The sequence below is a fragment of the Actinomadura graeca genome (assembly GCF_019175365.1).
Classification (GTDB): Bacteria; Actinomycetota; Actinomycetes; order Streptosporangiales; family Streptosporangiaceae; genus Spirillospora; species Spirillospora graeca.
This window is the reverse complement of record NZ_CP059572.1, coordinates 1,446,129-1,468,760: the sequence shown is the minus strand read 5'-3', so window position 1 is coordinate 1,468,760 and position 22,632 is coordinate 1,446,129. Positions and strand designations below refer to the sequence as shown.

General features: G+C 74.2%; 21 protein-coding genes. 14 read left to right on the top strand and 7 right to left on the bottom strand.

The window, feature by feature from the left end; translation table 11 throughout:
* Positions 1-43 precede the first annotated feature (43 nt).
* The 4 genes from AGRA3207_RS06815 (at position 44) to AGRA3207_RS06800 (ending at position 5,477) form a co-directional block, all read left to right on the top strand.
* On the top strand, positions 44-3,796 hold the full coding sequence (locus tag AGRA3207_RS06815) for a glycoside hydrolase family 2 TIM barrel-domain containing protein (RefSeq protein WP_231333699.1): 3,753 nt from the start codon (positions 44-46) through the stop codon (positions 3,794-3,796).
* An 84-nt stretch (positions 3,797-3,880) separates the two neighbouring features.
* Entirely contained in the window at positions 3,881-4,189 is a 309-nt protein-coding gene (locus AGRA3207_RS06810) for a hypothetical protein (protein WP_231333698.1), read from the top strand.
* Positions 4,186-4,473: a hypothetical protein gene (locus AGRA3207_RS06805; protein ID WP_231333697.1), complete on the top strand. Its 288-nt coding sequence runs from the start codon at positions 4,186-4,188 to the stop codon at positions 4,471-4,473. The genes AGRA3207_RS06810 and AGRA3207_RS06805 overlap by 4 nt, the downstream gene beginning before the upstream one ends.
* A gap of 218 nt (positions 4,474-4,691) precedes the next feature.
* Positions 4,692-5,477 (top strand): SDR family NAD(P)-dependent oxidoreductase, encoded by a 786-nt coding sequence (locus AGRA3207_RS06800; protein ID WP_231333696.1) that lies wholly within the window; start codon positions 4,692-4,694, stop codon positions 5,475-5,477.
* Positions 5,478-5,493: 16 nt separating this feature from the next.
* On the opposite strand, the gene AGRA3207_RS06795 is transcribed toward AGRA3207_RS06800, so the two are convergent.
* The 3 genes from AGRA3207_RS06795 to pdhA are packed head-to-tail and all read right to left on the bottom strand — an operon-like array spanning position 5,494 to position 8,946.
* Positions 5,494-6,816 carry a dihydrolipoamide acetyltransferase family protein gene (locus tag AGRA3207_RS06795; RefSeq protein WP_231333695.1) on the bottom strand — a complete coding sequence of 441 codons (1,323 nt, stop codon included), beginning with the start codon at positions 6,814-6,816 and terminating at the stop codon, positions 5,494-5,496.
* Positions 6,813-7,829, bottom strand: a complete 1,017-nt coding sequence (locus AGRA3207_RS06790) for an alpha-ketoacid dehydrogenase subunit beta (protein WP_231333694.1) — start codon at positions 7,827-7,829, stop codon at positions 6,813-6,815. Before AGRA3207_RS06790 ends, AGRA3207_RS06795 begins: the two co-directional genes overlap by 4 nt.
* A 10-nt stretch (positions 7,830-7,839) precedes the next feature.
* The gene (gene pdhA, locus AGRA3207_RS06785; protein WP_231333693.1) at positions 7,840-8,946 is read right to left on the bottom strand and encodes a pyruvate dehydrogenase (acetyl-transferring) E1 component subunit alpha; all 1,107 of its coding nucleotides are present in this window, start codon (positions 8,944-8,946) and stop codon (positions 7,840-7,842) included.
* A 142-nt stretch (positions 8,947-9,088) separates the two neighbouring features.
* Between pdhA and AGRA3207_RS06780 the strand changes: the two genes are divergently transcribed.
* The gene (locus tag AGRA3207_RS06780; RefSeq protein WP_231336254.1) at positions 9,089-9,709 is read left to right on the top strand and encodes a GntR family transcriptional regulator; all 621 of its coding nucleotides are present in this window, start codon (positions 9,089-9,091) and stop codon (positions 9,707-9,709) included.
* 75 nt (positions 9,710-9,784) lie between these two features.
* Here AGRA3207_RS06780 and AGRA3207_RS06775 read toward each other — a convergent pair whose 3' ends face one another.
* A complete protein-coding gene (locus AGRA3207_RS06775; protein WP_231333692.1) occupies positions 9,785-10,480 on the bottom strand; it encodes a GntR family transcriptional regulator in 696 nt (231 codons plus the stop codon).
* Positions 10,481-10,620: 140 nt separating this feature from the next.
* Between AGRA3207_RS06775 and AGRA3207_RS06770 the strand changes: the two genes are divergently transcribed.
* Positions 10,621-11,850, top strand: coding sequence for an NRAMP family divalent metal transporter (locus tag AGRA3207_RS06770; RefSeq protein WP_231333691.1), 1,230 nt, complete (start codon positions 10,621-10,623; stop codon positions 11,848-11,850).
* Positions 11,851-12,252: 402 nt separating this feature from the next.
* A complete protein-coding gene (locus AGRA3207_RS06765) occupies positions 12,253-13,044 on the top strand; it encodes a putative hydro-lyase (protein ID WP_231333690.1) in 792 nt (263 codons plus the stop codon).
* Positions 13,045-13,103: 59 nt separating this feature from the next.
* On the opposite strand, the gene AGRA3207_RS06760 is transcribed toward AGRA3207_RS06765, so the two are convergent.
* Positions 13,104-14,735, bottom strand: coding sequence for a glycoside hydrolase family 13 protein (locus AGRA3207_RS06760; RefSeq protein ID WP_231333689.1), 1,632 nt, complete (start codon positions 14,733-14,735; stop codon positions 13,104-13,106).
* Between the two features lie 76 nt (positions 14,736-14,811).
* Entirely contained in the window at positions 14,812-16,146 is a 1,335-nt protein-coding gene (locus AGRA3207_RS06755; protein ID WP_231333688.1) for an extracellular solute-binding protein, read from the bottom strand.
* Between the two features lie 269 nt (positions 16,147-16,415).
* On the opposite strand from AGRA3207_RS06755, the gene ribA reads away from it, so the two are divergent.
* From ribA to AGRA3207_RS06720, 7 genes are read left to right on the top strand one after another with little or no spacing between them, the layout of a single operon-like run.
* Complete coding sequence (gene ribA / locus AGRA3207_RS06750) at positions 16,416-17,060, top strand: GTP cyclohydrolase II (RefSeq protein ID WP_231333687.1); 645 nt, start codon at positions 16,416-16,418, stop codon at positions 17,058-17,060.
* A complete protein-coding gene (locus AGRA3207_RS06745) occupies positions 17,057-17,815 on the top strand; it encodes a CDP-alcohol phosphatidyltransferase family protein (protein WP_231333686.1) in 759 nt (252 codons plus the stop codon). The genes ribA and AGRA3207_RS06745 overlap by 4 nt, the downstream gene beginning before the upstream one ends.
* Positions 17,772-18,743 (top strand): zinc-dependent alcohol dehydrogenase, encoded by a 972-nt coding sequence (locus tag AGRA3207_RS06740; RefSeq protein WP_231333685.1) that lies wholly within the window; start codon positions 17,772-17,774, stop codon positions 18,741-18,743. The genes AGRA3207_RS06745 and AGRA3207_RS06740 overlap by 44 nt, the downstream gene beginning before the upstream one ends.
* Positions 18,744-18,783: 40 nt before the next feature.
* The gene (locus tag AGRA3207_RS06735; protein WP_231333684.1) at positions 18,784-19,182 is read left to right on the top strand and encodes a 6-pyruvoyl trahydropterin synthase family protein; all 399 of its coding nucleotides are present in this window, start codon (positions 18,784-18,786) and stop codon (positions 19,180-19,182) included.
* Positions 19,179-20,291, top strand: coding sequence for a glycosyltransferase family 4 protein (locus AGRA3207_RS06730; RefSeq protein WP_420830906.1), 1,113 nt, complete (start codon positions 19,179-19,181; stop codon positions 20,289-20,291). Before AGRA3207_RS06735 ends, AGRA3207_RS06730 begins: the two co-directional genes overlap by 4 nt.
* A complete protein-coding gene (locus AGRA3207_RS06725) occupies positions 20,288-21,088 on the top strand; it encodes a class I SAM-dependent methyltransferase (RefSeq protein ID WP_231333682.1) in 801 nt (266 codons plus the stop codon). Before AGRA3207_RS06730 ends, AGRA3207_RS06725 begins: the two co-directional genes overlap by 4 nt.
* Positions 21,052-22,002 (top strand): lysylphosphatidylglycerol synthase transmembrane domain-containing protein, encoded by a 951-nt coding sequence (locus tag AGRA3207_RS06720; RefSeq protein ID WP_231333681.1) that lies wholly within the window; start codon positions 21,052-21,054, stop codon positions 22,000-22,002. The genes AGRA3207_RS06725 and AGRA3207_RS06720 overlap by 37 nt, the downstream gene beginning before the upstream one ends.
* On the opposite strand, the gene AGRA3207_RS06715 is transcribed toward AGRA3207_RS06720, so the two are convergent.
* Positions 21,916-22,602: a creatininase family protein gene (locus AGRA3207_RS06715; protein ID WP_231333680.1), complete on the bottom strand. Its 687-nt coding sequence runs from the start codon at positions 22,600-22,602 to the stop codon at positions 21,916-21,918. The two genes, AGRA3207_RS06720 and AGRA3207_RS06715, sit on opposite strands and share 87 nt — an antisense overlap.
* Positions 22,603-22,632: the final 30 nt, after the last annotated feature.

Sequence of the window (22,632 nt, the reverse complement as noted above, 5' to 3'; positions counted from 1 at the left end):
CGCGTTCCCCCGCTCCCGCCGCGGGCCAGGTCATGATCGGACCGTGCACCGCTCCCTGGTCGTCCTGCTGGCCCTGTCCGCGCTGGTCACGGTGTCGCTGCCGGTCGTCGCCGAGGGGCCCGCCGGGCTCGCGCCGCCGTCCGACGTCCACGCCTATCTGGACGACCCCGAGATGACCGGCGAGGGCCAGGAGCCGCCGCACTCGGTGCTCCGCCCGTACGGCGACGCGCGCGCCGCGCTCGCCGGTGACGCCCGGAGGTGGACACGGTCGCTGGACGGCACCTGGCGCTTCGCGCTCGCCGACCGTCCGTCCGAGGTGCCGGGCGGCTTCTACCGCGACGGCTACGACACATCGCGCTGGCGCGAGGTGACGGTGCCGCACACCTGGCAGAGCGACCGGCTCGACCATCCGGTGTTCCGCAACATCCCGACCGAGGTCGTCCCGGACGATCCGCCGAGGACGCCCCGCGACATCAACCCGACCGGCGCGTACGTGCGGTCGCTCCGTGTCCCGGCCGACTGGGAGGGCCGCCGCACGTTCCTGCGCTTCGAGGGCGTGACCAGCGCCTACCTCGTATGGGTGAACGGCCGGTACGCGGGCTACGACCAGGGCGGGTACACCCCGGCCGAGTTCGACGTCGGCGACCTCGTCCACGCGGGCGCGAACACCGTCGCCGTCCAGGTGCACCGCTGGAGTTCCGGCTCCTACCTGGAGGACTTCGACCAGTGGCGGTTCAGCGGGATATTCCGTGACGTGTGGGCGTACTCCACGCCGAAGACGTACATCCGCGATGTCGCCGTCCACACCGACCTGGACGCCGCCTACAAGAACGCGCGACTCGGCGCGGACGTCACCGTGGGAAGCAAACAGGGGCCGCGCGGCGAGCACACCGTCCGCGCCACGCTCGTGGACCCCGCGGGCCATGCGGTGCAGCGCTTCTCCGGCACGGCGGCGGTACGCGGCGAGACCACCTCCCTGCGGCTCACCGCGCCGGTCGCCGACCCCGCGACATGGACGGACGAGACGCCCCGCCTCTACACGCTGCTCCTCCAGCTCGCCGACCCCGGGGGACGCGTCGTCCACACCACGCGGGAGACGGTCGGGTTCCGGGAGATCGAGATCAGGGACCGGCAGGTCCTCGTCAACGGCCGCCGGATCCTGGTCAAAGGCGTCAACCGGCCCGAGACCGACCCCCGGACCGGACGGCACCAGACACGGGCGCGCATGGAGTCCGACGTGGCGCTGATGAAGCGGCTCAACGTCAACGCCGTCCGCACGGCGCACTACCCGTCCGACCCCTACCTCTACGAGCTGGCCGACCGGCGCGGGCTGTGGATCGACGACGAGGTGGATGCGGAGACCCACAACTGGCAGGACTGCGCCGTGTCCGGGCCGCGGGACTGCCTCGCGGACCGTCCCGAATGGCGGAAGGCGTTCCTCGAACGGTTCCAGGCGATGGTGGCGCGCGACAAGAACCATCCGAGCGTGCTGTTGTGGGACACCGGCAACGAGGCCGGCCTGGGCGACGCACACCGCGCGATGGCTGAGTGGGCGGGGGAGGCCGAGCCCTCCCGGCCGCTGTACCACCAGTCGAACGTCCCGGACGGCGACGCCCCCTACGCGCGGGTATGGGGCCCGCGCTACCCGACCCCCGCCCGGTTCGAGACGCAGGCCGGGGCGACGAGGAAACCGATCATCCTCGGCGAGTACGCGCACGCCATGGGCAACAGCCTCGGCAACTTCCGCGAGTTCTGGGAGGTGATCAGGCGCCATCCGCAGACGCAGGGCGGATTCGTCTGGGACTGGGCCGAGGCGAACCAGCGGCAGCCCCTCATCACCACCCCGGACGGCTCCGGCAACGCGATCCTCGCCTGGTCGCAGGGCCTGCCCAAGACAGTGGACGGTCACCGCGGGAAGGCCCTCTACTTCTCCGGCCTGGACGACTTCGTGGAGGTCTACCGCGACCGGCGCCTCGACCTGACCGGGACGTCCGTCACGCTGGACTCGTGGGTGAAGCCCGCCCGCCCGTGGACGGGGGATCTCACCATCGTCGGCAAGGGCGACCATTCCTACGCCCTGAAGATGGCGGACGAGCACACCCTGGAGTTCTTCGTCCACAGCGGCACCTGGCGGCCGGTGCGCGCCCCCGTGCCCCCGGACTGGTACGACACATGGCATCGGGTGACCGGCACCTACGACGGGACCGCGCTGCGCCTCTACGTGGACGGACGGCAGGCGGCCGCCGTCCCCTTCTCCGGCCCCATCGACCGGTCGTCGGCGGACCTCAACGTCGCACGCAATTCCGAGACCATGCAGGACAACTACAAGGGCCGCATGGCGCACGGCACCATCGACGAGGTCCGCGTCTACGGCCGCGCATTGACGCCCGCCGAGCTCGGCGCGGGCGCCGACCCGGACAAGGAGGCGATCCTCGCGCTGGACTTCGACCGCTTCGACACCAAGGGCACGTTCCTGTCCAACGGGCAGAGCCTGTCCGGTGTCGATGGACTGGTGGGCTCGGACCGCTACGTTCAGCCAGAGACGGCCCAGCTCTCCTGGACGCAATCACCGATCCGCGTGACCCGTCCAGGCGGAACCTTGTCCGTGACCAGCGAACGCAGCTTCGCGGACACCTCCGACCTAGAACTCCGCTGGAGCTACACCGAAGGACACCGCACTCTGAGGTCGGGCAAGACGCCCCTTGCTCTGAGACCAGGAAGTACGGTCACACCGTCGATTCCGGGGGCGCCCGATAACCCGTCCAAGACGGAGCGCTGGCTGACGGTGGAGGCCGTGCTGAAACAACGCACGTGGTACGCACGGGCAGGGCACGTCGTGGGCTTCGGCCAGTTCCCGGCCGGTGGCACGATCGTCCCGGGGGTGCGCAAGCCCGCCAAAGGTGAGCCCAAGGCGACGCAGGATGCGGAACAGGTCGTCGTGACCGGCAAGGGGTTCCGCTACGTCTTCGACAAGGCCAAGGGCACGCTCACCTCCATGCGCGCCAGGGGCACCGAGCTGCTGCGCACCGGCCCCGAACTCGACGTGTGGCGGCCGCCCATCAGCAACGAGACCTACACCTGGGGCCGCGCCGAGGGCGAGGACTGGCGCAAGGCCGGGCTGGACCGGCTCGTCACGGCGCCCGGCGCGGTGACCGTGACGCCAGGGCGCCGGACGACCGTGTCCCTCACCTCGAAGGTCGCGGCGCCGGACCGCCCCGACGCGTGGTTCGACCAGACCACGACCTACGTCATCGACGGCTCGGGACAGATCGGGCTGACGCACCGGGTCGTCCCGCAAGGCCGGGTCCGGACCCTGCCCTACCTCGGACGGGTCGGCTACACCCTCAGGACACCGGCCCGTTTCAACCGGTTCGCCTGGTACGGGCGGGGACCAGCCGAGAACTACGCCGACCGCAAGGACGGCACGCGCATGGGCGTCTGGTCGTCCACGGTCGACCGTCAGTACGTCCCCTACTACCGTCCCCAGGACCACGGCAACCACGACGACGTCCGCTGGGCGCTGCTGACCGACGGCCGCGCCGGCGTCCTCGTCGGCGGCGACGTCGAGGCGGGCGTCACCCCGTACGACGACCTCGACCGCGCGCTCTACCCCTTCGCCCGCGTCCGCAACCCGGGCTGGAACACTCTCCACATCGACCACGCCGTGACCGGCGTCGGCGACACGCCCAACCCCGTCCGCCCCGAGTACCGGGTCCGCCCCGACATCGCCTACACCTACACGACCCTCCTGCGCCCGCTCACCGCGGCGGAGGCGGCTACCCAGCGTTTTCGATGATTACCACGTGTAATGACGGAGGTCCTCAGTATGGTTTCCGATGAAGGGGCGAGCGGCGAAGCGGACGAGACCAGAAGGAGTCCCATGAGCGCACAACCGGTGGAACCCCCCATGCTCCCGGGCCAAGTCCACCGCGTCCCGCGCACGATCAAGGGCATCAGCGACCGGCTGTCCGAGGAGCAGCGTGTCCAGTTCCTCGGCGAGGTCATGGCGGCCGAGCTCGGGCCCGAGCTGGAGAACCTGTTGTCGGGCTGGTACGCCGAAGCCATGTTCGGTCAGCTGCCCGACCGGGCGGAGCGCCGTGCCAGAGCAGTCGAGGAGATGCGGAAGGGCAGGAAGATCTCGCTGGAGGAGATCAAGGCGGGGCGCCGGTTCGGAAAAGGCGAAGGGTGACCGCTCCCAAGAGCGGCTGGACGGTCTTTTGCTCGGAGGTGGCGGGGCAGGTGCTCCACTCACTACCGGAGCCGATCGAGGACCGGCTGACCCGGTTCCTGTGTGAGCTGGCATGGACAGGGGGCGCCCTGGTCGACTCGGGGGCGCCGCCGCCGGGCAAGCCACTCGACGCAGTCGGGGTCGAATATACGGTTTCGGTGAACGATCTCGATGTGTGCGTTGAGTACATGGTGATCGCTGACATCAAGGAGTTCTACATCACCGATATCGTCTGGGCAGGCTGAGTGAGGGCCGAGGCTAGGGAGTCAGTGGGCACTGAACGTCCAGCCCCGGCCCAGCAGTCGGTCGGTCGCCGCCACGGCCGCTGCCAGCCGTTGTTCGTGGAAGCCGGTGACGACGATGTGGGGCTCGCCTGGGGTCTTGGTGGCTTGACGAATGAGTGAGTGCTCACTCAGAATGATGGGTACCTGATCAGCACTGACGTCATCGTGTGGGGGGAACCATGTATCCAGAGCTCAACGGAACGGTCGTCGTCGTCACCGGCGGCTCGCGCGGCATCGGGGCCGATACCGCGCGCGAGTTCGCCGCCGAGGGCGCCAAGGTCGCCGTCATCGGACGGGACGAGGAGGCCCTCGCGCGGGTCGCCGAGGAGATCGGCGGGATCGGCGTGCAGGCCGACGTCACCGACCTCGCCGCGATCGAGGCGGCGCGGCGGCGCGTCGAGGACGACCTCGGCCCGGCCGGGGTCCTGTGCGCCTTCGCGGGCGGCGGCATCGCCCGGCCCGGGCCGACCGCGGCGATGAGCGAGCAGGAGTGGCGGTCGGTCGTCGACGGCAACCTCACCGCGACGTTCCTGACCCTGAAGGGCTTCCTGCCCGGTATGCAGGAACGCCGGGCGGGGTCGATCATCACGATGTCGTCCTCGGCGGGACGGCTTCCGAGCAACCTGCCGGGCGGCGGCGGGCGCGAGATGGGCAACCCGTGGGGCGCCCCGGTCGCCTACGAGGCCGCGAAGGCGGGCGTCCAGGCATTGACCCGGCACGCCGCCGCCGAGGTCGGCCGGGACGGCGTCCGCGTCAACTGCGTCGCACCGGCGACGATCCGCACCGAGCGCACCGCCCGGTTCATGCCGCCGGAGGTGCAGGACGCCGTCGCCGCCTCCCACCCGCTCGGCAGGCTGGGGGAGACGGCCGACGTCGCCGGCACCGCGCTCTTCCTCGCCTCCGACCGGTCCGCCTGGCTGACCGGCCTCACGATCGACGTCGCCGGAGGCCGGGTCATGCTCTAGGCGTCCCGGCCGTGATCTAGGCGACGATCAGCAGGGGGTTCTGGAGGAGCCCGGCCAGCCGCGCCAGGAACCGCGCGGCGGTGGCGCCGTCGCAGGCGCGGTGGTCGACCGAGAGGGTCAGCGCCATGCGCCTGCCCGGCACGACCTGCCCGTCGCGGACGACCGGCTCGTCGCGGACGGCGCCGACGGCCAGGATCGCGGCCTCCGGCGGGTTGATCACCGCGGCGAAGGAGCGGACGCCGAACATGCCGAGGTTGCTGACGCTGAACGTCCCGCCGCTCATCTCCGCCGCGGTCAGCCTGCCCTCGCGCGCCCTGCCCGCCAGCTCGCGCGTCTCCTCGCCGATCCGCGAGACGCTCTTGCGGTCGGCGTCCCGGACGACCGGGACGACCAGGCCGTCCTCGACCGCCACCGCCACGCCGACGTGCACGCGCTTGTGGAAGAGCAGGTCCTCCCCGGTGTAGGAGACGTTCACCGCCGGGTGCTCGCGCAGCGCGGTCGCCGCCGCCTTCACGACCAGGTCGTTGACGCTGACCTTGGACGGGGCGAGCGCCTCGTTGAGCGTCGCGCGGAACTCCAGCAGCGCCCCGGCGTCCACCTCGCGTTCGAGGTAGAAGTGCGGGGCCTCGCGCTTGCTCTCGGTGAGACGGCGGGCCGCCACCTTCCGGAAGCGGTTCAGGGGGACGGCCTCGACGTCCGGGTCGTCCGCCCGCGTCTTCGCGGACGGCGCGGCGGGCGCGGGCACGGACGGCGCGGCGGGTACGCCGGGCGCGGGTGCCGAGGGCGCCTGCGCCGAGGATGCGGGGCCACCGGCGCGGATCGCGGCCTCGATGTCGGCGCGGACGATCCGCCCGCCCGGTCCCGTGCCGGTGAGCGAGGCCAGGTCGATGCCGTGGTCACGGGCCAGGCGCCGCGCCAGCGGCGACGACGGCGGACGGGACGTCCCGCGCGGCGCGGATGCCGCGGGCGCGGACGGCACGGCCGGGGCCGGGGCGGACGGCGCGGACGGTGCGACCGCGACCGGGGCCGGTGCGGCGGCCGCCGCGGGCGCGGGGGCCGCCACCGCCTCGGCCGGGACGGCCGGGGCTGCCGGGACCTGGGCGCCGACCGGGGCGATCACCGCGATGGGGGCGCCGATCGCGGCGGACTCGCCCTCGCCCACGAGGATCTTCTCCAGCACGCCGGCCTCGTACGCCTCGTACTCCATGACCGCCTTGTCGGTCTCGATGTCGACGATCACATCGCCCACCGCGACCTCGTCCCCCGGCCGCTTCTGCCAGGAGCTGATGACGCCCTCCTCCATCGTGTCGGAGAGCCGGGGCATGAGGATGTCGGTCATCGGGCGTCCTCCAGGACCAGGCGGCCGGTCGCGCGGAGCGTGTCGCGGACGGCGGTGAGCAGGGACTCCGCGGACGGCAGCGCCGCCGTCTCCAGGGACTTGGCGTAGGGGAGGGGGACCTCCGCCATGGCCACGCGCCGGACGGGGGCGTCCAGCCAGTCGAAGGCGCCCTCCTGGATGGTGGCGGCGATCTCGGCGCCGATGCCGTAGGTCAGCCAGTCGTCCTCGGCCACCACGGCGCAGCCGGTCCGGCGGACCGACTCCACGACGGTCTCCCGGTCGAGGGGCCGCAGGCTCCGCAGGTCCACGACCTCGGCGGAGATCCCCTCCGCGGCGAGGGTCTCGGCGACCTCGGAGGCGACCCGCGCCATCCGGGAGTAGCCGATGATCGTGATGTCGGTGCCCGGGCGGGTGACGGCGGCGCGGCCGATCTCGGCGGGCTCGATCTCGTCGATCCCGGCGGGCAGGTCGCCGCGGCTGTTGTAGAGGGCGAGGTTCTCCAGGAACAGCACCGGGTCGTCGTCGCGGATCGCGGCTTTCAGCATCGCGGACGCCTCGGCGGGCGTGCTCGGCGCGACGACCTTCAGGCCGGGGATGAACGAGTAGAACAGCTCGACGTTCTGCGAGTGGGTGGCGCCGAGCTGCTGCCCGCCGCCCCCGGGCGTGCGGATCACCAGCGGCACGCTGGCCTGCCCGCCGAACATCCCGTAGATCTTCGCGGCGTGGTTGACGATCTGGTCCAGCGCCAGCAGCGAGAAGTTGATCGTCATGATCTCCACGACCGGGCGGAGGCCGAGCATGGCGGCGCCGATCGCGGCGCCGACGAAGCCCTCCTCGGCGATCGGGGTGTCGCGCACGCGGCGCGGCCCGAACTCCTTCAGCAGCCCTTCGGTGATCTTGTAGGAGCCCTCGAAGAGCCCGATCTCCTCGCCGATGAGGAAGACGTTCTCGTCCCGCAGCATCTCCGAGCGGAGCGTGTCCCGGAGGGCCTGGCGGTAGGTGACGGTTGCCATGGACGGCTCCTCAGGAACGGAAGACGGGGTCGGCGGGCAGGCGGCGCAGCTCACCCGGGACGGGCGTGGCGTAGGTGTAGTCGAACAGGGTGGACACGTCGGGCGCGGGGCTCGCGTCGGCGAACGCGGCGGCGGCGTCCACCTCGGCCGTGACCTCGGCGTCGAGCCGGTCGCGGTCGTCGTGGGAGAGGATCCCGGCCTCCGCCAGCTCCAGCGCCAGGCGGGCCAGGGGGTCGGCGGCCTTGAGGGCCTCCTTCTCCTCCGCGGACCGGTAGCGGGCCGGGTCGACGACCGAGTGCCCCTTGAGGCGGGGGCTCACGGTCTCCAGCAGGTACGGCCTGCTCTCGGACCGGGCGCGCTCGACGGCGGTCCGCGCGGCCTCCCGGACGGCGACGACGTCGGTGCCGTCCACCCGCGCGCTCTCCATCCGGTAAGCGGCGCCGCGCCGGTACAGCTCAGGCTCGGCGGCGGACCGCTCGACCGTGGTGCCCATGCCGAGACCGTTGTTGATCACGACGAAGACGACGGGGAGGTCCCACAGGGCGGCGATGTTGAGCGACTCGTGGAACGCGCCGATGGCGGTCGTCCCGTCGCCCATGTGGCACATCACGACCTCGTCGCCGCCCTTGTAGGAGACGGCGAGCGCGGCCCCGGCGGCGAGCGGGACCTGCCCGCCGACGATGCCGTAGCCGCCGAGCAGCCGCGCCTCGGCGTCGAACAGGTGCATGGACCCGCCCCAGCCCTTCGACACGCCGGTGGAGCGGCCGTACAGCTCCGCCATGACCCGGTCGGCGCCGATGCCCTTGGCGATGGCGTAGCCGTGCTCGCGGTAGTTGGTGAACAGGTAGTCGGTCGGGCGCAGCGCGGCCATCAGCCCGACGACCGTCGCCTCCTCGCCGAGGTTGAGATGGCAGTAGCCGCCGATCTTGGCCTCGGTGTAGGCGCGCGCCGCGCGCTCCTCGAACCGGCGGATGAGCAGCATCTGCCGGTAGTGGCCGACCAGCGCCGCGGCGTCGTCGGGGGGGACGGCCGCCTTGGGCCGGGTGGTCCTGGCTCCGCGTGCTCTGCGGGCCGGAGCCGGAGATGCCGTACCCGCCGACCGGGTGGTCTCAGCCATCGGCGACCTTCCTCTGTCCAGGGGGAACGCCGTAGGATCACCAGACGTCCACCGATCATCATTGATCAATGATCGATCATATTCTACCCGTCAAGACCCACTTACCGACGGGCCGTCTACTATCTAGTCCGTGACCCCGCCCATGTCCGCCCCGCTGCTCCGCACCGGCCTCGCCGACCAGATCCGCGAGTTCATCGTCGAGGGCATCAGCTCGGGGAGATGGGAGCCGGGCGAGCGCGTCGTCGAGCGGCGGATCGCCACGGAGCTGGGCGTCAGCCAGGGCCCCGTGCGGGAGGCGCTGCGGCAGCTGGAGGCCCAGCGGCTCATCGAGACACTGCCGAACCGGGGCGCCCGCGTCCGGGCGTTCACCGAGCAGGACCTGGCGGAGATCTTCCCGGTCCGCGCCGGGCTGGAGCGGACGGCCGTGGAGCTGGCCCTGCCGCGCATGGTCGGCCGCCTGGACGCGCTGGAGGAGCACAACCGGCGGCTGGGCGAGGCCGCGAAGGACGGCGACCTGCACGAGCAGATGCGGCTGAGCATCGCCTTCCACCGTGAGATCGTCGAGACGGCCGGGAACCGGCTGCTGGAGTCGGTGTGGGAGGGCCTCGGGATCGAGCTGTGGACGACCCTGTCCCTCCGCCTGCACCACACGGAGATCTACTCCAAGTCGGCCGAGCACGCACAGCTGATCGAGGCGTTCCGGCGCCGCGACCCGGAGGCGCCGCGCCTGCTCCACGACCACGTCATGAACTACGCCCCCTGAGCACGATCACGCCCCGGCCGTGACCCGGGCCTCCGTGACCGCGCCCCCGTGCCGTGGTCGCGTCCCCGGGCGTGATCAGCCGGCCTCGCGGTAGGCCGTGGTGAGCTGCGCCTCGGCGTCGTCCAGGTAGGCGCGCAGCTCGCGCTCGGCGTCCTGGACGGCGCCCGCCGCGAGCAGGTCGTGGATGCGCCGGTTCCGGGCGAGGTACGGCTCGTGGAACTCGCGGGGCGATCCCATCTCGTGGAAGACCAGCCGCATCTCGGCCAGAAGATGCCGGGTCATCTCGTCGACCCGGGGGCTGCCGACGAGCGCGGCGAGCGCCTGGTGGAAGTGGATGTCGGCGGTGCCGACGCCGGGCCAGTCCCCGGCGGCGGCGGCGCGCTCGCCGTCGGCGACGGCCGCGCCCGCCCGCGCGATGGCCCCGGGGCCGGCGGACGGGGCGCACCGCACGCCCTCGCACTCCAGGATCCTCCGCACCCGGTAGAGGTCGGCGAGCCCCTCGGCGGTGACCCGGCGGACGAACACGCCGCGGTTGAACTCGTGGACGAGCAGCCGCTCCTGGACGAGCAGCCGGAACGCCTCGCGCATCGTGTTGCGCGACACCTTCACGGCGCGGCAGAGGTCCTCCTCGGGCAGCCGCTCGCCGGGGACGAGGCGCCCGTGGATGATCTGCTCGCGGAGCAGGTCGGCGACCCTGGCCGCCGTGCTCGACCGGTCGAGGCCGTGCCGGGCCGCCGCGAGGGTGTCCAGCCACGACTCCTGCGCCGGCATCGACCCGCCTTCCTTCCGTCCCGGACCGGGGAGACGCAAGCGTAGCGCCACCGTCCCGAAGATACATCAACAAGAGGATTGATGGATTGTTGAACAATACCTAGGCTGACGGAAAGCCGACTCCCCCCGGAAGGGCGGCCATGACCGACCGGACCACACTCGACACGTCCCCGTCCCCCGCCTCCTCCTCCCGCCGCGGCGCCGTCGCCGGCGCCATGTTCCTGATGGCCACCAGCGCCATCGGGCCGGGGTTCATCACCCAGACCACGGTGTTCACGGCCCGCCTCGGCGCGGCCTTCGCGTTCGCGATCGTGGTGTCGGTGCTGGTGGACATCGCGATCCAGCTCAACGTGTGGCGCGTCGTCGGGGTGTCCGGGCGCCGCGCCCAGGACCTCGGCAACCGTGTCGTGCCCGGCGGCGGCTACGCCCTGGCCGCGCTGGACGTCTTCGGCGGCCTGGTGTTCAACATCGGCAACATCGCCGGGACGGCCCTCGGCCTCAACGCGCTCCTCGGCCTGGACGTCAAGGCCGGCGGCGCGCTCTCCGCGCTCGCCGCCATCGCGATCTTCCTCAGCAGGCGCGCGGGCGTGGCGATGGACCGGATCGTCGTGGTGCTCGGCGCGGTGATGATCGTCATGACGCTGTACGTGGCGATCGTGTCCGGGCCGCCGCTCGGCGACGCGCTCCGCGAGGGCGTCGCGCCCGGCGAGGTCGATCTCCTGGTGATCACCACGCTCATCGGCGGCACGGTCGGCGGCTACATCACCTACGCCGGCGCGCACCGGATGATCGAGTCCGGGGTCACCGGCCCCGGCCGCGTCGCCGAGATCAACCGCGCCGCCGTCACCGGCGTCCTCGTCACCGGCCTGATGCGGGTGCTGCTGTTCCTCGCGGTGCTCGGCGTCGTCGCCGGCGGCGTGCGGCTCGCCGAGGACAATCCCGCGCCGTCGGCGTTCGAGCACGTCTCGGGGGAGGCCGGGCTGCGCGTCTTCGGCCTGATCATGTGGTCGGCCGCGATCACGTCGGTGATCGGCGCGTCCTACACCTCGGTGTCGTTCCTCGTCTCGTTCGCGCCCTGGGTCGAGCGACACCGCGGCCGCCTCGTCGTCGCGTTCATCGCGGTCTCCGCGGTGATCTACCTGGCGATCGGCACGACCCCGGCCAAGCTGCTCGTCCTCGCGGGCGCGCTGAACGGGCTGATCCTGCCGTTCGGACTCGCCGTCCTGCTGTGGGCGGCGGCCCGCCGCCGTGACCTCCTCGGCGGCTATCGCTACCCGGCCTGGCTGCTCGGCATCGGCATCGCGGCCTGGCTGCTGTCCCTCTACCTGGGCTGGAACGCGCTGTCCGGCCTCGACGACCTCTGGAAGTAGGCGGGCGCCATGCGGATCCTTCCGGGCGGGGACGGGGCAGGCTCCCCGGCGAGTCCGCGCGCACCGGAGGGAACCATGGGACGGGGACCGGTCGTTGTGAGGACGGGGCCGCTGGCGATAGTCGACGACCTCGGGCGTCCGGGGAACGCGGCGTCCGGCGTGGGGGTGCCGGGCGCCGCCGACCCGGGTCGGCCCACGGCTCCGGTGTCTCCGGACGGACCGGCGTGCCCGGTCTCCGCCGTGCCCGGTCTCAACGCGCTCCCCGGTTTCCACGCGCTCCTCGTCCCGCCGCCCCGTCCTCCCGCGCCCGTCCCCGCCGAAGGGGGCGCGCCGCCCGGCGCGCCCCGGGCCGCGGCCCGGCGTCCGGCCGCCGCCCGTGCCCGAACCCGGAGAGGAGAGATCATGACCGTCCCCATCGACCCCGGTGCGCTGTCACCGGACCAGGCCCGCGCGCTGTTCCGCGCTGGCCTCCGCGCCCCCACCGCGGGTTGGTGCACCGGCTGGGCCCAGGCCAACCTCATCGCCGTCCCCCGCGAGCAGGCGTACGACCTGCTGCTGTTCGCCCAGCGCAACCCCAAGCCCTGCCCGGTCCTGGACGTCACCGAGCCCGGCGCGACGTCGGCGCCGCTGTTCTCCGGGGATCTGCGCACCGACCTGCCCGGGTACATCGTCTACGAGCGCGGCGAGCCGGTCGCCGAGGTCGCCGACGTCACCGGGTACTGGCGCGACGACCTGGTCTGCTTCCTCATCGGCTGCAGCTTCACCTTCGAGGGCGCGCTCCGCGACGCGGGCGTGCCCGTCCGGCACGTCGAGCAGGGCGTCAACGTCCCGATGTACCGGACGAACCGGACCTGCCGCCGCGCGGGCGACTTCGGGGGCCCGCTCGTGGTGTCCATGCGGCCCGTCCCCGCGGCGCAGGTCGCGGACGCGGTCCGGATCACCTCCCGGTACCCGTCCGTGCACGGCGCCCCGGTCCACGTCGGCGACCCCGTCGAGCTCGGCATCACCGACCTCGGCCGCCCGGACTTCGGCGACCCGGTCGAGGTCCGCGTGGACGAGATCCCCGTCTTCTGGGCCTGCGGCGTCACGCCCCAGGCCGCCGTCATGGCGTCCCGGCCCAAGCTCGCCATCGGCCACGCACCCGGCCACATGGCGATCACCGACGCCCGCGACACCCGCTACATCGTCCCCTGAGAGGGCCTCCCCGGGGCGGGTGCCGCCGGCGCCGAGATGGACGCGCCGCCGGTGCCGGGTCAGCCCCCCTGGGCCTCCCACCACAGCGCGGTGTCCGGTGGCAGCTCGGCGCAGCCGCCGTCCACGCGGAACGGGCCGCTCGCCAGCAGCGGGCTGCCGTGCAGGGGGACGCGGACGGTGCGCGCCCCCATGTTCACGGCGCAGGTGAGGCTCCGGCCGTCCGGCGCCTCCCGGACGAAGAACAGCGTGCCGGGCGGGCCGACGAGCCAGCGCAGCGCGCCGTCGCCGAGCGCGGGATGGCCGCGGCGGATCCGCAGGGCGTCGCGGTACAGGGCGAGGATCGACGCCGGGTCGGCGGACTGGGCGGCGACGGTGAGGTCGCGCCACGCGGGCGGGACGGGCAGCCAGGTGCGGGCGCCGGTGCCGAAGCCGAACGGCGGGTCCTCGCCCTCCCACGGCATCGGGACGCGGCAGCCGTCGCGGCCGGAGCCGGCGTCCCGCGCGCGCTGCGGATCCTGGAGGAACTCCTCGGGCAGGTCGAGGACCTCGGGCAGGCCCAGTTCCTCGCCCTGGTAGACGTACGCGGAGCCGGGCAGAGCCAGGGTCAGCAGCGCCGCCGCGCGGGCCCGGCGCAGCCCCGTCCCGCCGCCGCCGTACCGGGTGACGTGCCGCTTGACGTCATGGTTGGACAGCACCCAGGTCGCGGGCGCGCCGACCTCCCCGGCGGCGCGGAGCGACTCCTCGATCACCTCCCGCATCCCGGGCGCCTCCCACGGCGCGGTGAGGTAGTGGAAGTTGAACGCCTGGTGCAGCTCGTCCGGGCGGGTGTAGAGGGCGAGCCGCTCGGGCGTGGGCGCCCACGCCTCGGCGACGGCGATCCGCTCGCCGGGGTAGGAGTCGAGCACCCGCCGCCACTCCCGGTGGACGTCGTGGACGGCGTCCTGGTCGAAGTAGGGCAGGACGGCCGTCCCGAGCATCTCGGCCTGCCCGGCGTGGCCCACGTCGGGCAGGCCGGGCGCCTTGGCCATGCCGTGCGCGACGTCCACGCGGAAGCCGTCCACCCCGAGGTCGAGCCAGAACCTCAGGATGCTCTCGAACTCGGCGCGGACCTCGGGGTTCTCCCAGTTCAAATCGGGCTGCTCGGGGGCGAACAGGTGCAGGTACCACTGCCCGCCGGGAAGCCGGGTCCAGGCCGGGCCGCCGAACACCGACTCCCAGTCGTTCGGCGGGAGCGAGCCGTCCGGGCCGCGCCCGTCCCGGACCACGTAGCGGGCGCGTTCGGGTGAGCCGGGTCCGGCCGCGAGGGCGGCCTGGAACCAGGCGTGCCGGTCGGAGGTGTGGTTCGGGACGACGTCCACGATGATCCGCAGCCCGTGGGCGTGCGCGTCGGCGATCAGGCCCCGGGCGTCGTCGAGGGTGCCGAACAGCGGGTCGACGTCGCGGTAGTCGGCGACGTCGTAGCCGAAGTCGGCCATGGGGGAGACGTAGAACGGGGTCAGCCACAGCGCGTCCACGCCGAGCCCGGCCAGGTAGGGGAGCCGGGACCGGACGCCGGGCAGGTCGCCGACGCCGTCACCGTCGGAGTCGGCGAAGCTGCGCACGTACACCTGGTAGATGACGGCGTCGCGCCACCAGCGGGCCGTCTCCCCCGCGGGGGCGCCGGCGGAGGCGGCGAGGGTCTCCTGGGTCATGGACATCCTTCCGGTCGGGGCTGTCGGGGACGGTCTGACTCCGCCTGCGGCGGACCCGCGACGACGCGCGCGCGGGTCACCGCGCGGTCAATGGTCCGAGCCTGCGCTGAAGGTCGGACAAAGCCCGGTCGACGGTCGTCCTGCCGGTGACGGCGTCGTGCACCGGGCCTTCGATCGCGGCCGCCACGTCCCCGCGCCGCGCCTCGGCCTGGCGCGGCCGGGCGTCGGCGAGCGCCGCCTTGAGCACCGGCAGGTACGGGAACCTCCGCACGGCCTCCGGATCGTCGTACAGCGCGGCGAGGGCCGGGGCCCGCGAGGTCGCGAGCAGGTTCGCGCGCTGTGCCGCCTCACCGGTGAGGTATCTGATGAAGTCGAGCGATGTCAGCTTATGCCCGGTGAACGCCGAGACCGCCAGGCCGCGGCCGCCCGGCTCCGCGGGGCCGGGGCCGTCCGGACCGGGCAGCGGAGCGACCCCGAACCTGCCCGCCACCTTCGACGAGCCGTCGGCGCCGTCCGCGAGCGCGTACGAGGAGGACCACTCCCGCAGGAACAGCAGCCCGCCGGACAGGAAGAGGCGGCGCCCGCCCTCGGGTCCGAGCCCGGCGGCGTCCTCGGGCATCCTGCCGTCCCTGCGCGCGCCGGCGAGGAACCCCAGGCCCCGCCTGGCGGCCGGTGTGTCGAGCGCCGGCCGCCCGCCCTGGCCGATGATTGTCCCGCCCGCGCCGCCGATGGCCTCGGCCGCGCTGACCGCGATGCCCGTGTTCCTCCCGACCTCGGTGAGGTAGCAGTCGACGCCCTCGCCCTCGGGGATCCTCCGCACCCTGTCGCAGGCGGCCCACATCTGCGCGTACGTCCTGGGCGGCGCGGAGACCCCGGCCTTCTCCAGAAGGTCCTTCCGGTAGTAGAGCATTCCGGCGTCGGACGAGAACGGCATCGCATACAGGTCCCCCCTGTAGCGCCCGGCCGCGGCTGCGGCGGGCAGCGTCCCCGCCAGGTCGAGGCGCGCGCCCTTCCGCGGAGAACTGCCGCCGGATCCGCCGGGCGAGGGCGTCTCGGGGAGCCGGGCCAGCCAGCGGTTCGCCGCGAACTCCGCCGTCCACGCCACGTCCAGGTCGAGGACGGAGTAGGCGCCGGACCCGGCCGCGGCGTCCTGGACCAGCCGCCGCCGGGCGTCCGGGCCGTCCGGCAGCTCGATCACGCTGACCCTCTCGTCCCGGTGGTCCTCGTTCCAGGTGTCGAGGAGTCTGCGCAGGTAGCCCGTGCGGTCCTTGCCGGTCACGAAGGTGATCGGGCCGCGGCCGCCCACGTCCGCGGCCCCGGCGCCGCCCGGATCCGAGCAGCCGGAGAGCACGAGCGCGGCGCAGGCGACGATGCCCGCGAGCGGGCCGCCCGCCGGGGTGATGCGCCGCATGGGTCCTCCTCCGCGGGACGGTCCCGCCGTTGCGGTGATGGTCCGGCCGGGGCGGGACGCCTCCGGCGCCCACCCGGCCCATGGACAGCTTGCCGGAAGATCGTCGCCGACCCTGAACCTTCCGCGGGTCCCTCTGCGTGTCACCTGGTAACACAGCGGATTCAGTTTATTCATGGCTTGAATCGTTCATGGATAGAGTGATTTCGGACGCAACCGTGCGGCGGTCCGCCACGTACCAAGGGTGATTGCCGGGCCGAGGAAGGGGAACGATGCGCGACCAGGGCATCGATCACGACGACATGGCGGAGGCCGACCTGAGGACGCGGCGCGGCGTCTTCCGCGCCGTCGCGTTCCGGGACCCGGTCGACGGGCACGAGCACTTGGCCCTCGTCCGGGGGGACGTCGGGGGACGTGAGGACGTGCTCGTCCGGATGCACTCCGAGTGCATGACGGGCGACATCTTCGGGGCGACCCGCTGCGAGTGCGGCGACCAGCTCGGCGCCGCGCTGGACGCCGTCGCGCGGGAGGGGGCGGGCGTGCTGGTGTACCTGCGCGGCCACGAGGGCCGCGGGATCGGGCTGGTCGCGAAGATCCGCACCCACGTCCTCCAGGACGACCAGGGGCTGGACACCGTCGACTCCGCCACCGCCATCGGCCTGCCCGTGGACGTGCGCGACTACGGCCCGGCCGCGCGGGTGCTGCGGCACCTCGGGGTCCGCTCGGTGCGGCTGCTGTCGAACAACCCGGACAAGGTGCGCGCCCTGGAGGCGTACGGGATGGCCGTCTCGGCGCGCGTCCCGCTCCTCGTCCCCGTCAGCGACGACAACATCCGCTACCTGACCGCCAAGCGCGACCGGCTGGGCCACGACCTGCCCCAGCTCGACACGCTGACCGCGGGCGAGGTGCGCGGATGACGCGGCGGCGGGAGCTCGGGGCGGCGGTGGCGGCGCAGCTCGCCCTGCTCGCGGTGCTGCGCCCCGGCCCGGTCGGCTGGGCGGCGGGGGCCGCCTACGCGGCGGGCTCGTGGAGCGTTCTGACGTCGGCGTTCCGGAGGCGTCGCGCGCTCGGCCCGGCCGACCACGTGACGCTCGCCCGGGTCGTCTTGGCCGGCGCGGTGACCGCGCTGGTGGCCGCGCACCTGGCGCGCGGCGGCGGGCCGGTCGCGGTCCTGGTCGGCATCGCCGCGGCCGCGCTCGTCCTGGACGGCGTCGACGGCCGGGTCGCCCGCCGCACCGGGACCGTCTCCGAGCTCGGCGCGCGGTTCGACATGGAGGTCGACGCGTTCCTGATCCTCGTGCTGTCGGCGCAGGTCGCCGCGTCCGCCGGGGCGTGGGTGCTGGCGATCGGCGCGATGCGGTACGTGTTCGCCGCCGCCGCGTGGGCGGCGCCGTGGCTGCGGGCGTCGCTGCCCCCGAGCCTGGCGCGCAAGGCCGTCGCGGTCGTGCAGGGGGTCGTGCTGGTCGTCGCCGCCGCCGGGGTCGTCCCGCACGCGCGGCTGCTCGTGGCCGCGGCCCTCGGGCTGCTCACCTGGTCGTTCGGACGGGACGTCCTGTGGCTCGCCGCGCGCCGCCGCGCGCTGGCGGGTGCGGGCATGGGGCCGGGGACCCGGCGCGGAAGGAGGGCCCATGGAGCGCGACGCCCTCGCGTTCTGGATCCGGTCGCCAGGTGAGGGGGAGATCCGCGCGGAGACGCTGCCCGAGCCCGGCCCCGACGACGTCCTGGTCAGGACGGTCTGCTCCGGCGTGAGCCGCGGCACCGAGGCGCTGGTGTTCCGCGGCGGCGTCCCCGAGAGCCAGCACGAGCTGATGCGCGCCCCCTTCCAGGACGGCGGGTTCCCCGCGCCCGTCAAGTACGGGTACCTCAACGTCGGCGTCGTCGAGCACGGCCCGGCCGCGCTGCTCGGCCGCCCGGTCTTCTGCCTCTACCCGCACCAGACCCGGTACGTCGTCCGGGCCGCGTCGGTCACCCCCGTCCCGGCGGACGTGCCGCCGGAGCGCGCCGTCCTCGCCGGGACGGTCGAGACCGCCGTGAACGCCCTGTGGGACGCGGCGCCGCTGGTCGGCGACCGGGTCGCGGTCGTCGGCGCCGGGATGGTCGGGTGCGCGGTCGCGGGAGTCCTGCGCGGCCTGCCCGGGGCGTCCGTGCAGCTCGTCGACACCGACCCGTCCCGCGCCGCGATCGCGAAGGCCCTCGGCGTCGGTTTCGCCGCCCCGCAGGACGCCGAAGGGGGCTGCGACCTGGTGGTGCACGCCAGCGCCACCGAGGAGGGCCTCACCCGCTCGCTCGAACTGCTCGCGCCCGAGGGGGAGGTCATCGAGCTCAGCTGGTACGGGGACCGCAGCGTCGCCGTCCGGCTCGGGGAGTTCTTCCACTCGCGCCGGCTGGCCGTCCGCAGCAGCCAGGTCGGCGCGATCCCGGCGCGGCGGGGGCGGCGGAGCTTCGCCGACCGGCTCGCGCTGGCGCTGCGCCTGCTCGCCGACCCCGCCTTCGACGCGCTGATCACCGGGGAGAGCGCCTTCACGGAACTGCCGGAGGTCATGCCCCGGCTGGCGGACGGGACGCTGCCCGCCCTCTGCCACCGGATCGCCTACACCTGATCAGCCACACCCGGCCCGCCCACAGCCAGGAGGTCCTCGCTTGTTCGGCATCACCGTCCGCGGCCACATCATGATCGCGCACAGCTTCCGGGGGGAGGTGTTCGGGCCCGCGCAGCGGCTGCACGGCGCCACCTACGTCGTCGACGCCACGTTCCGCCGCGCCGAGCTCGACGCGGACAACATCGTCGTCGACATCGGCCTGGCCACCGGCGAGCTCGGCGACGTCCTCGCCGCGCTGAACTACCGCAACCTGGACGACGAACCCGAGTTCGCCGGCCTCAACACCTCGACGGAGTTCCTCGCCAAGGTCATCGCCGACCGGCTCGCCGACCGGGTCCGCGCGGGCGCCCTCGGCAAGAACGCGCTCGGCCTGTCGGGGATCACCGTCACGCTGCGCGAATCCCACGTCGCGTGGGCGAGTTACGAGTGCGCGCTGTGACCCGCGACGGCGCCGTGGCGGCGGTCGCCGCGGACGGGATCTGCGTCGTCGTCCCCGGCGACGTCGACGACGACACCGCCCCGAGCGGCGGCAACGTCTACGACCGGCGGCTGTGCCGGGGCCTCGCGTCGGCGGGGCGGCCCGTCCGCGAGCTGGCCGTCCCGGGCGCCTGGCCCCGGCCGGACCACCGCGACCGCGAGGCGCTCGACCGCGCCCTCGCCGGGCTGCCCGACGGCTCCGTCGTGCTGCTGGACGGGCTCGTCGCGTGCGGCGTCCCCGGCGTCGTCGTCCCGCACGCGGACCGGCTGCGTCTCGCGGTCCTCGTGCACCTCCCGCTCGCGGACGAGACGGGCCTGCCCGACCACGTCGCCGCCGACCTCGACGCGCGGGAGCGCGCCGTCCTGCGGGCCGCCACCGCGGTCATCGCGACGAGCCCGTGGGCGCGCGGCCGCCTCATCGAGCACCACGGCCTCGCCCCCGGACGCGTCCACGCCGTCCAGCCGGGCACCGAGCCGGCGCCGCTCGCGACCGGCACCGACGGCGCGTCGCGGCTGCTGTGCGTGGCGTCGCTGACCCCCCGCAAGGGTCACGACCTGCTCGTGGAGGCCCTCGCCGCGGTCGCGCACCTGCCCTGGTCGTGTGAGCTCACCGGCCCCCTCGATCGCGACCCCGGCCATGTCACGCGGCTGCGGCGGCTCATCGGGCGGCACCGCCTCGGCGACCGCGTCCGCCTGACCGGCCCGAAGACCGGCCCGCGGCTCGCCGCCGCCTACGCCGCCGCGGACCTCGCCGTCCTGGCCTCCCGCGCCGAGACCTACGGCATGGTCGTGACGGAGGCGCTCGCCCGCGGCGTGCCCGTCCTCGCCACGGCCGTGGACGGCGTCCCCGAGACCGTCGGGCGCGACCCGTCCGGCGCCGTCCCGGGCCTGCTCGTCCCGCCCGGCGACCCGGGCGCGCTCGCCGCCGCGCTCCGCCACTGGCTCGTCGAGCCCGACCTGCGGTCGCGGCTGCGCACCACCGCGCGGCGCAGGCGCGCGACCCTGCGGGGCTGGGACGAGACGTCCCGCCGCATGGCCGCCGTCCTGGACGGGCTCGGGGAGGGACGATGACCGGCTACGCACCGTCCTGGCTGGCCCTGCGCGAGCCCGCCGACGCCGGCGCCCGCGCCGCCGACCTGCTCGACCCGCTCCGCGCCGCGCTCCCGCCCGGGCCGCTGCTGCTGTGGGACGTCGGCTGCGGCACCGGCTCCCTCGCGCGCTGGCTCGCCCCGCGGCTGCCCGGCCCCCAGCACTGGATCCTCTACGACAGCGACCCCGCCCTGCTCGCGGAGGCCACCGTCGCCGCGCCGCACGAGACCCGCCAGGGGAAGATCGCCGACCTCGGCGCCGCCGACCTCGCCGGTGCCTCGCTGGTCGCCGCGTCCGCGCTGCTGGACATCCTCACCCTCGCCGAGCTGGACGGCCTCGCCGCCGCGATCACCGGCGCCCGCGTCCCCGCGCTGCTGACCCTGTCCGTCGTCGGACGGGTCCGGCTGACCCCGTCCGACCCCCTCGACGCCGAGATCGGCGCCGCGTTCAACGACCACCAGCGGCGCGGCGGACTCCTCGGCCCCGACGCGGTCGCCGCCGCCGCCGAGGCCCTCGGACGGCGCGGCGCCGCGCTGCGCACCCGCCCGAGCCCGTGGAAGCTCGGCCCCGTCCGCGCCGAGCTGGCGGCCACGTGGCTGCGCGGCTGGGTCGCCGCCGCGGTCGAGCAGCGCCCCGACCTGGCCCCGGCCGCCGCCGGCTACCTCCGCCGCCGCCTCGCCACCGGGCTGTACGTCGAAGTCCACCACGCCGACCTGCTCGCGATACCGGGGGAGACACCGATATGGGGGAAAGTACCGGCACCGGGGGCCGCGCCATGACCCGCAGGCTCTGGCCGTGGCTGCGCCTGCTCACCGGCCTCGGCATCCTCGCCGCGCTGCTGTGGTGGCACAGCACCGCCGCGTTCGTGGACGCCCTGCACGCCATCGACGGCCCCTCCATCGCGATCGCCCTCGGCATCGGCCTCGCGACCACCGTGCTCAGCGCCGCCCGCTGGTGCGCGGTCGCCCGCCGCCTCGGCCTGCGGCTGCCGCTCGGCACGGCCGTCGCCGACTACTACCGCTCGCAGTTCCTCAACGCCGTCCTGCCCGCCGGCGTCCTCGGCGACGTGCACCGCGCCGTCAGCCACGGGCACCGCTCCGGGGACGTGGCGCGCGGCGTCCGCGCCGTCGTCCTCGAACGGGCCGCGGGCCAGGTGGTCCTCCTGGCCGCGGGGCTGGGAGTCGTGCTGGCCCGCCCGGCGCTGCTGCCCGCGCTCGCCCCCGCGGTGATCCCCGCGACCGTCGTGCTGAGCCTGCTCGCTGGGGCGTTCGTCCTCGTCCGCCGGTCCTTCGACGTCCGCCCCGTCCTGGACGCCTGGCCGTCCGTGCTGGCGCTGTCCGCGGGGGCCCTCGCCGGGCACGTCACCCTGTTCCTCGTCGCGGCCCGCCTCGCCGGCGCGACGGCCCCGCTGGCGGACCTCGTCCCGCTCGTCCTGCTGGCGCTGCTGGTGATGGCGCTGCCGCTGAACGTCGGCGGCTGGGGCCCCCGCGAGGCCGTCCTCGCCCTGGCGTTCGGCGCGGCCGGGCTCGGCTCCGCGCAGGGCCTGACCGTCGCCGTCGTGTACGGGGTGCTCACCTTCGTCGCGAGCCTCCCCGGCGCCGCGGCCCTACTGCTGAAGGACCGCCAGGCAGTCCCCGAACGACCCGACGAGGCTCGCCAGGACGCCCTCGCCCTTGCCGGCCGAGGCCAGTGACGGCCGCCCCACCACCCCCGACTCCGTGTAGGGCGCCATCCCCGCCGTGAGCAGGTGCCGCCGGTCGTCGGCCAGATGGTCGGCGCCGGCGTACCCCTCACGCACCAGCTCCGGACGGGCGTGCAGCAGGATCGACGTCTCCAGCTCCCCGGCGTGCATGTCGCTGACCGCCGGTGTCGCGATGCCCGCCGCGTCCCGCGCCGCGTCCCAGTCCTCCAGCGCGGGGAACAGGGCCATGTCCCCGCCCGCCTCCTGGACGACGTTCCCCAGCACGTAGTTGCCCCCGTGCCCGTTCACCAGCACCAGCTTCGGCACCCCGGCCCCGCGCAGCGACCGGGCGACGTCCCGCACCACCGCGCTCAGCGTCGCCGCCGAGATGCTCACGGTCCCCGGCCAGGCGGCATGCTCCTGCGAGCACGAGATCGTCACGGGCGGCAGCAGCCGCACCGGGTAGGACCGCGCGATCGCCTCCGCGACCGTGCACGCGATCACCGTGTCCGTCGCCAGCGGCAGGAACGGGCCGTGCTGCTCGTGACTCCCCACCGGCAGCACCGCCACGGGGACGTCCGGCTCCTCGCCACTGGTGTGCAGGGGAATCATGCAGCCATTTCACCACGAGCACGGCCCCCG

What these genes read in the sequence shown, in the direction of transcription:
- AGRA3207_RS06810 (WP_231333698.1), top strand. Translation starts at nt 3,881, where the DNA reads ATGAGCGCACAACCGGTGGAACCCCCCATGCTCCCGGGCCAAGTCCAC.
- AGRA3207_RS06800 (WP_231333696.1), top strand. Translation starts at nt 4,692, where the DNA reads ATGTATCCAGAGCTCAACGGAACGGTCGTCGTCGTCACCGGCGGCTCG.
- AGRA3207_RS06795 (WP_231333695.1), bottom strand. Translation starts at nt 6,816, where the DNA reads ATGACCGACATCCTCATGCCCCGGCTCTCCGACACGATGGAGGAGGGC.
- AGRA3207_RS06790 (WP_231333694.1), bottom strand. Translation starts at nt 7,829, where the DNA reads ATGGCAACCGTCACCTACCGCCAGGCCCTCCGGGACACGCTCCGCTCG.
- pdhA (WP_231333693.1), bottom strand. Translation starts at nt 8,946, where the DNA reads ATGGCTGAGACCACCCGGTCGGCGGGTACGGCATCTCCGGCTCCGGCC.
- AGRA3207_RS06780 (WP_231336254.1), top strand. Translation starts at nt 9,089, where the DNA reads ATGTCCGCCCCGCTGCTCCGCACCGGCCTCGCCGACCAGATCCGCGAG.
- AGRA3207_RS06775 (WP_231333692.1), bottom strand. Translation starts at nt 10,480, where the DNA reads ATGCCGGCGCAGGAGTCGTGGCTGGACACCCTCGCGGCGGCCCGGCAC.
- AGRA3207_RS06770 (WP_231333691.1), top strand. Translation starts at nt 10,621, where the DNA reads ATGACCGACCGGACCACACTCGACACGTCCCCGTCCCCCGCCTCCTCC.
- AGRA3207_RS06765 (WP_231333690.1), top strand. Translation starts at nt 12,253, where the DNA reads ATGACCGTCCCCATCGACCCCGGTGCGCTGTCACCGGACCAGGCCCGC.
- AGRA3207_RS06760 (WP_231333689.1), bottom strand. Translation starts at nt 14,735, where the DNA reads ATGACCCAGGAGACCCTCGCCGCCTCCGCCGGCGCCCCCGCGGGGGAG.
- AGRA3207_RS06755 (WP_231333688.1), bottom strand. Translation starts at nt 16,146, where the DNA reads ATGCGGCGCATCACCCCGGCGGGCGGCCCGCTCGCGGGCATCGTCGCC.
- ribA (WP_231333687.1), top strand. Translation starts at nt 16,416, where the DNA reads ATGCGCGACCAGGGCATCGATCACGACGACATGGCGGAGGCCGACCTG.
- AGRA3207_RS06745 (WP_231333686.1), top strand. Translation starts at nt 17,057, where the DNA reads ATGACGCGGCGGCGGGAGCTCGGGGCGGCGGTGGCGGCGCAGCTCGCC.
- AGRA3207_RS06740 (WP_231333685.1), top strand. Translation starts at nt 17,772, where the DNA reads ATGGAGCGCGACGCCCTCGCGTTCTGGATCCGGTCGCCAGGTGAGGGG.
- AGRA3207_RS06725 (WP_231333682.1), top strand. Translation starts at nt 20,288, where the DNA reads ATGACCGGCTACGCACCGTCCTGGCTGGCCCTGCGCGAGCCCGCCGAC.
- AGRA3207_RS06720 (WP_231333681.1), top strand. Translation starts at nt 21,052, where the DNA reads ATGGGGGAAAGTACCGGCACCGGGGGCCGCGCCATGACCCGCAGGCTC.
- AGRA3207_RS06715 (WP_231333680.1), bottom strand. Translation starts at nt 22,602, where the DNA reads ATGATTCCCCTGCACACCAGTGGCGAGGAGCCGGACGTCCCCGTGGCG.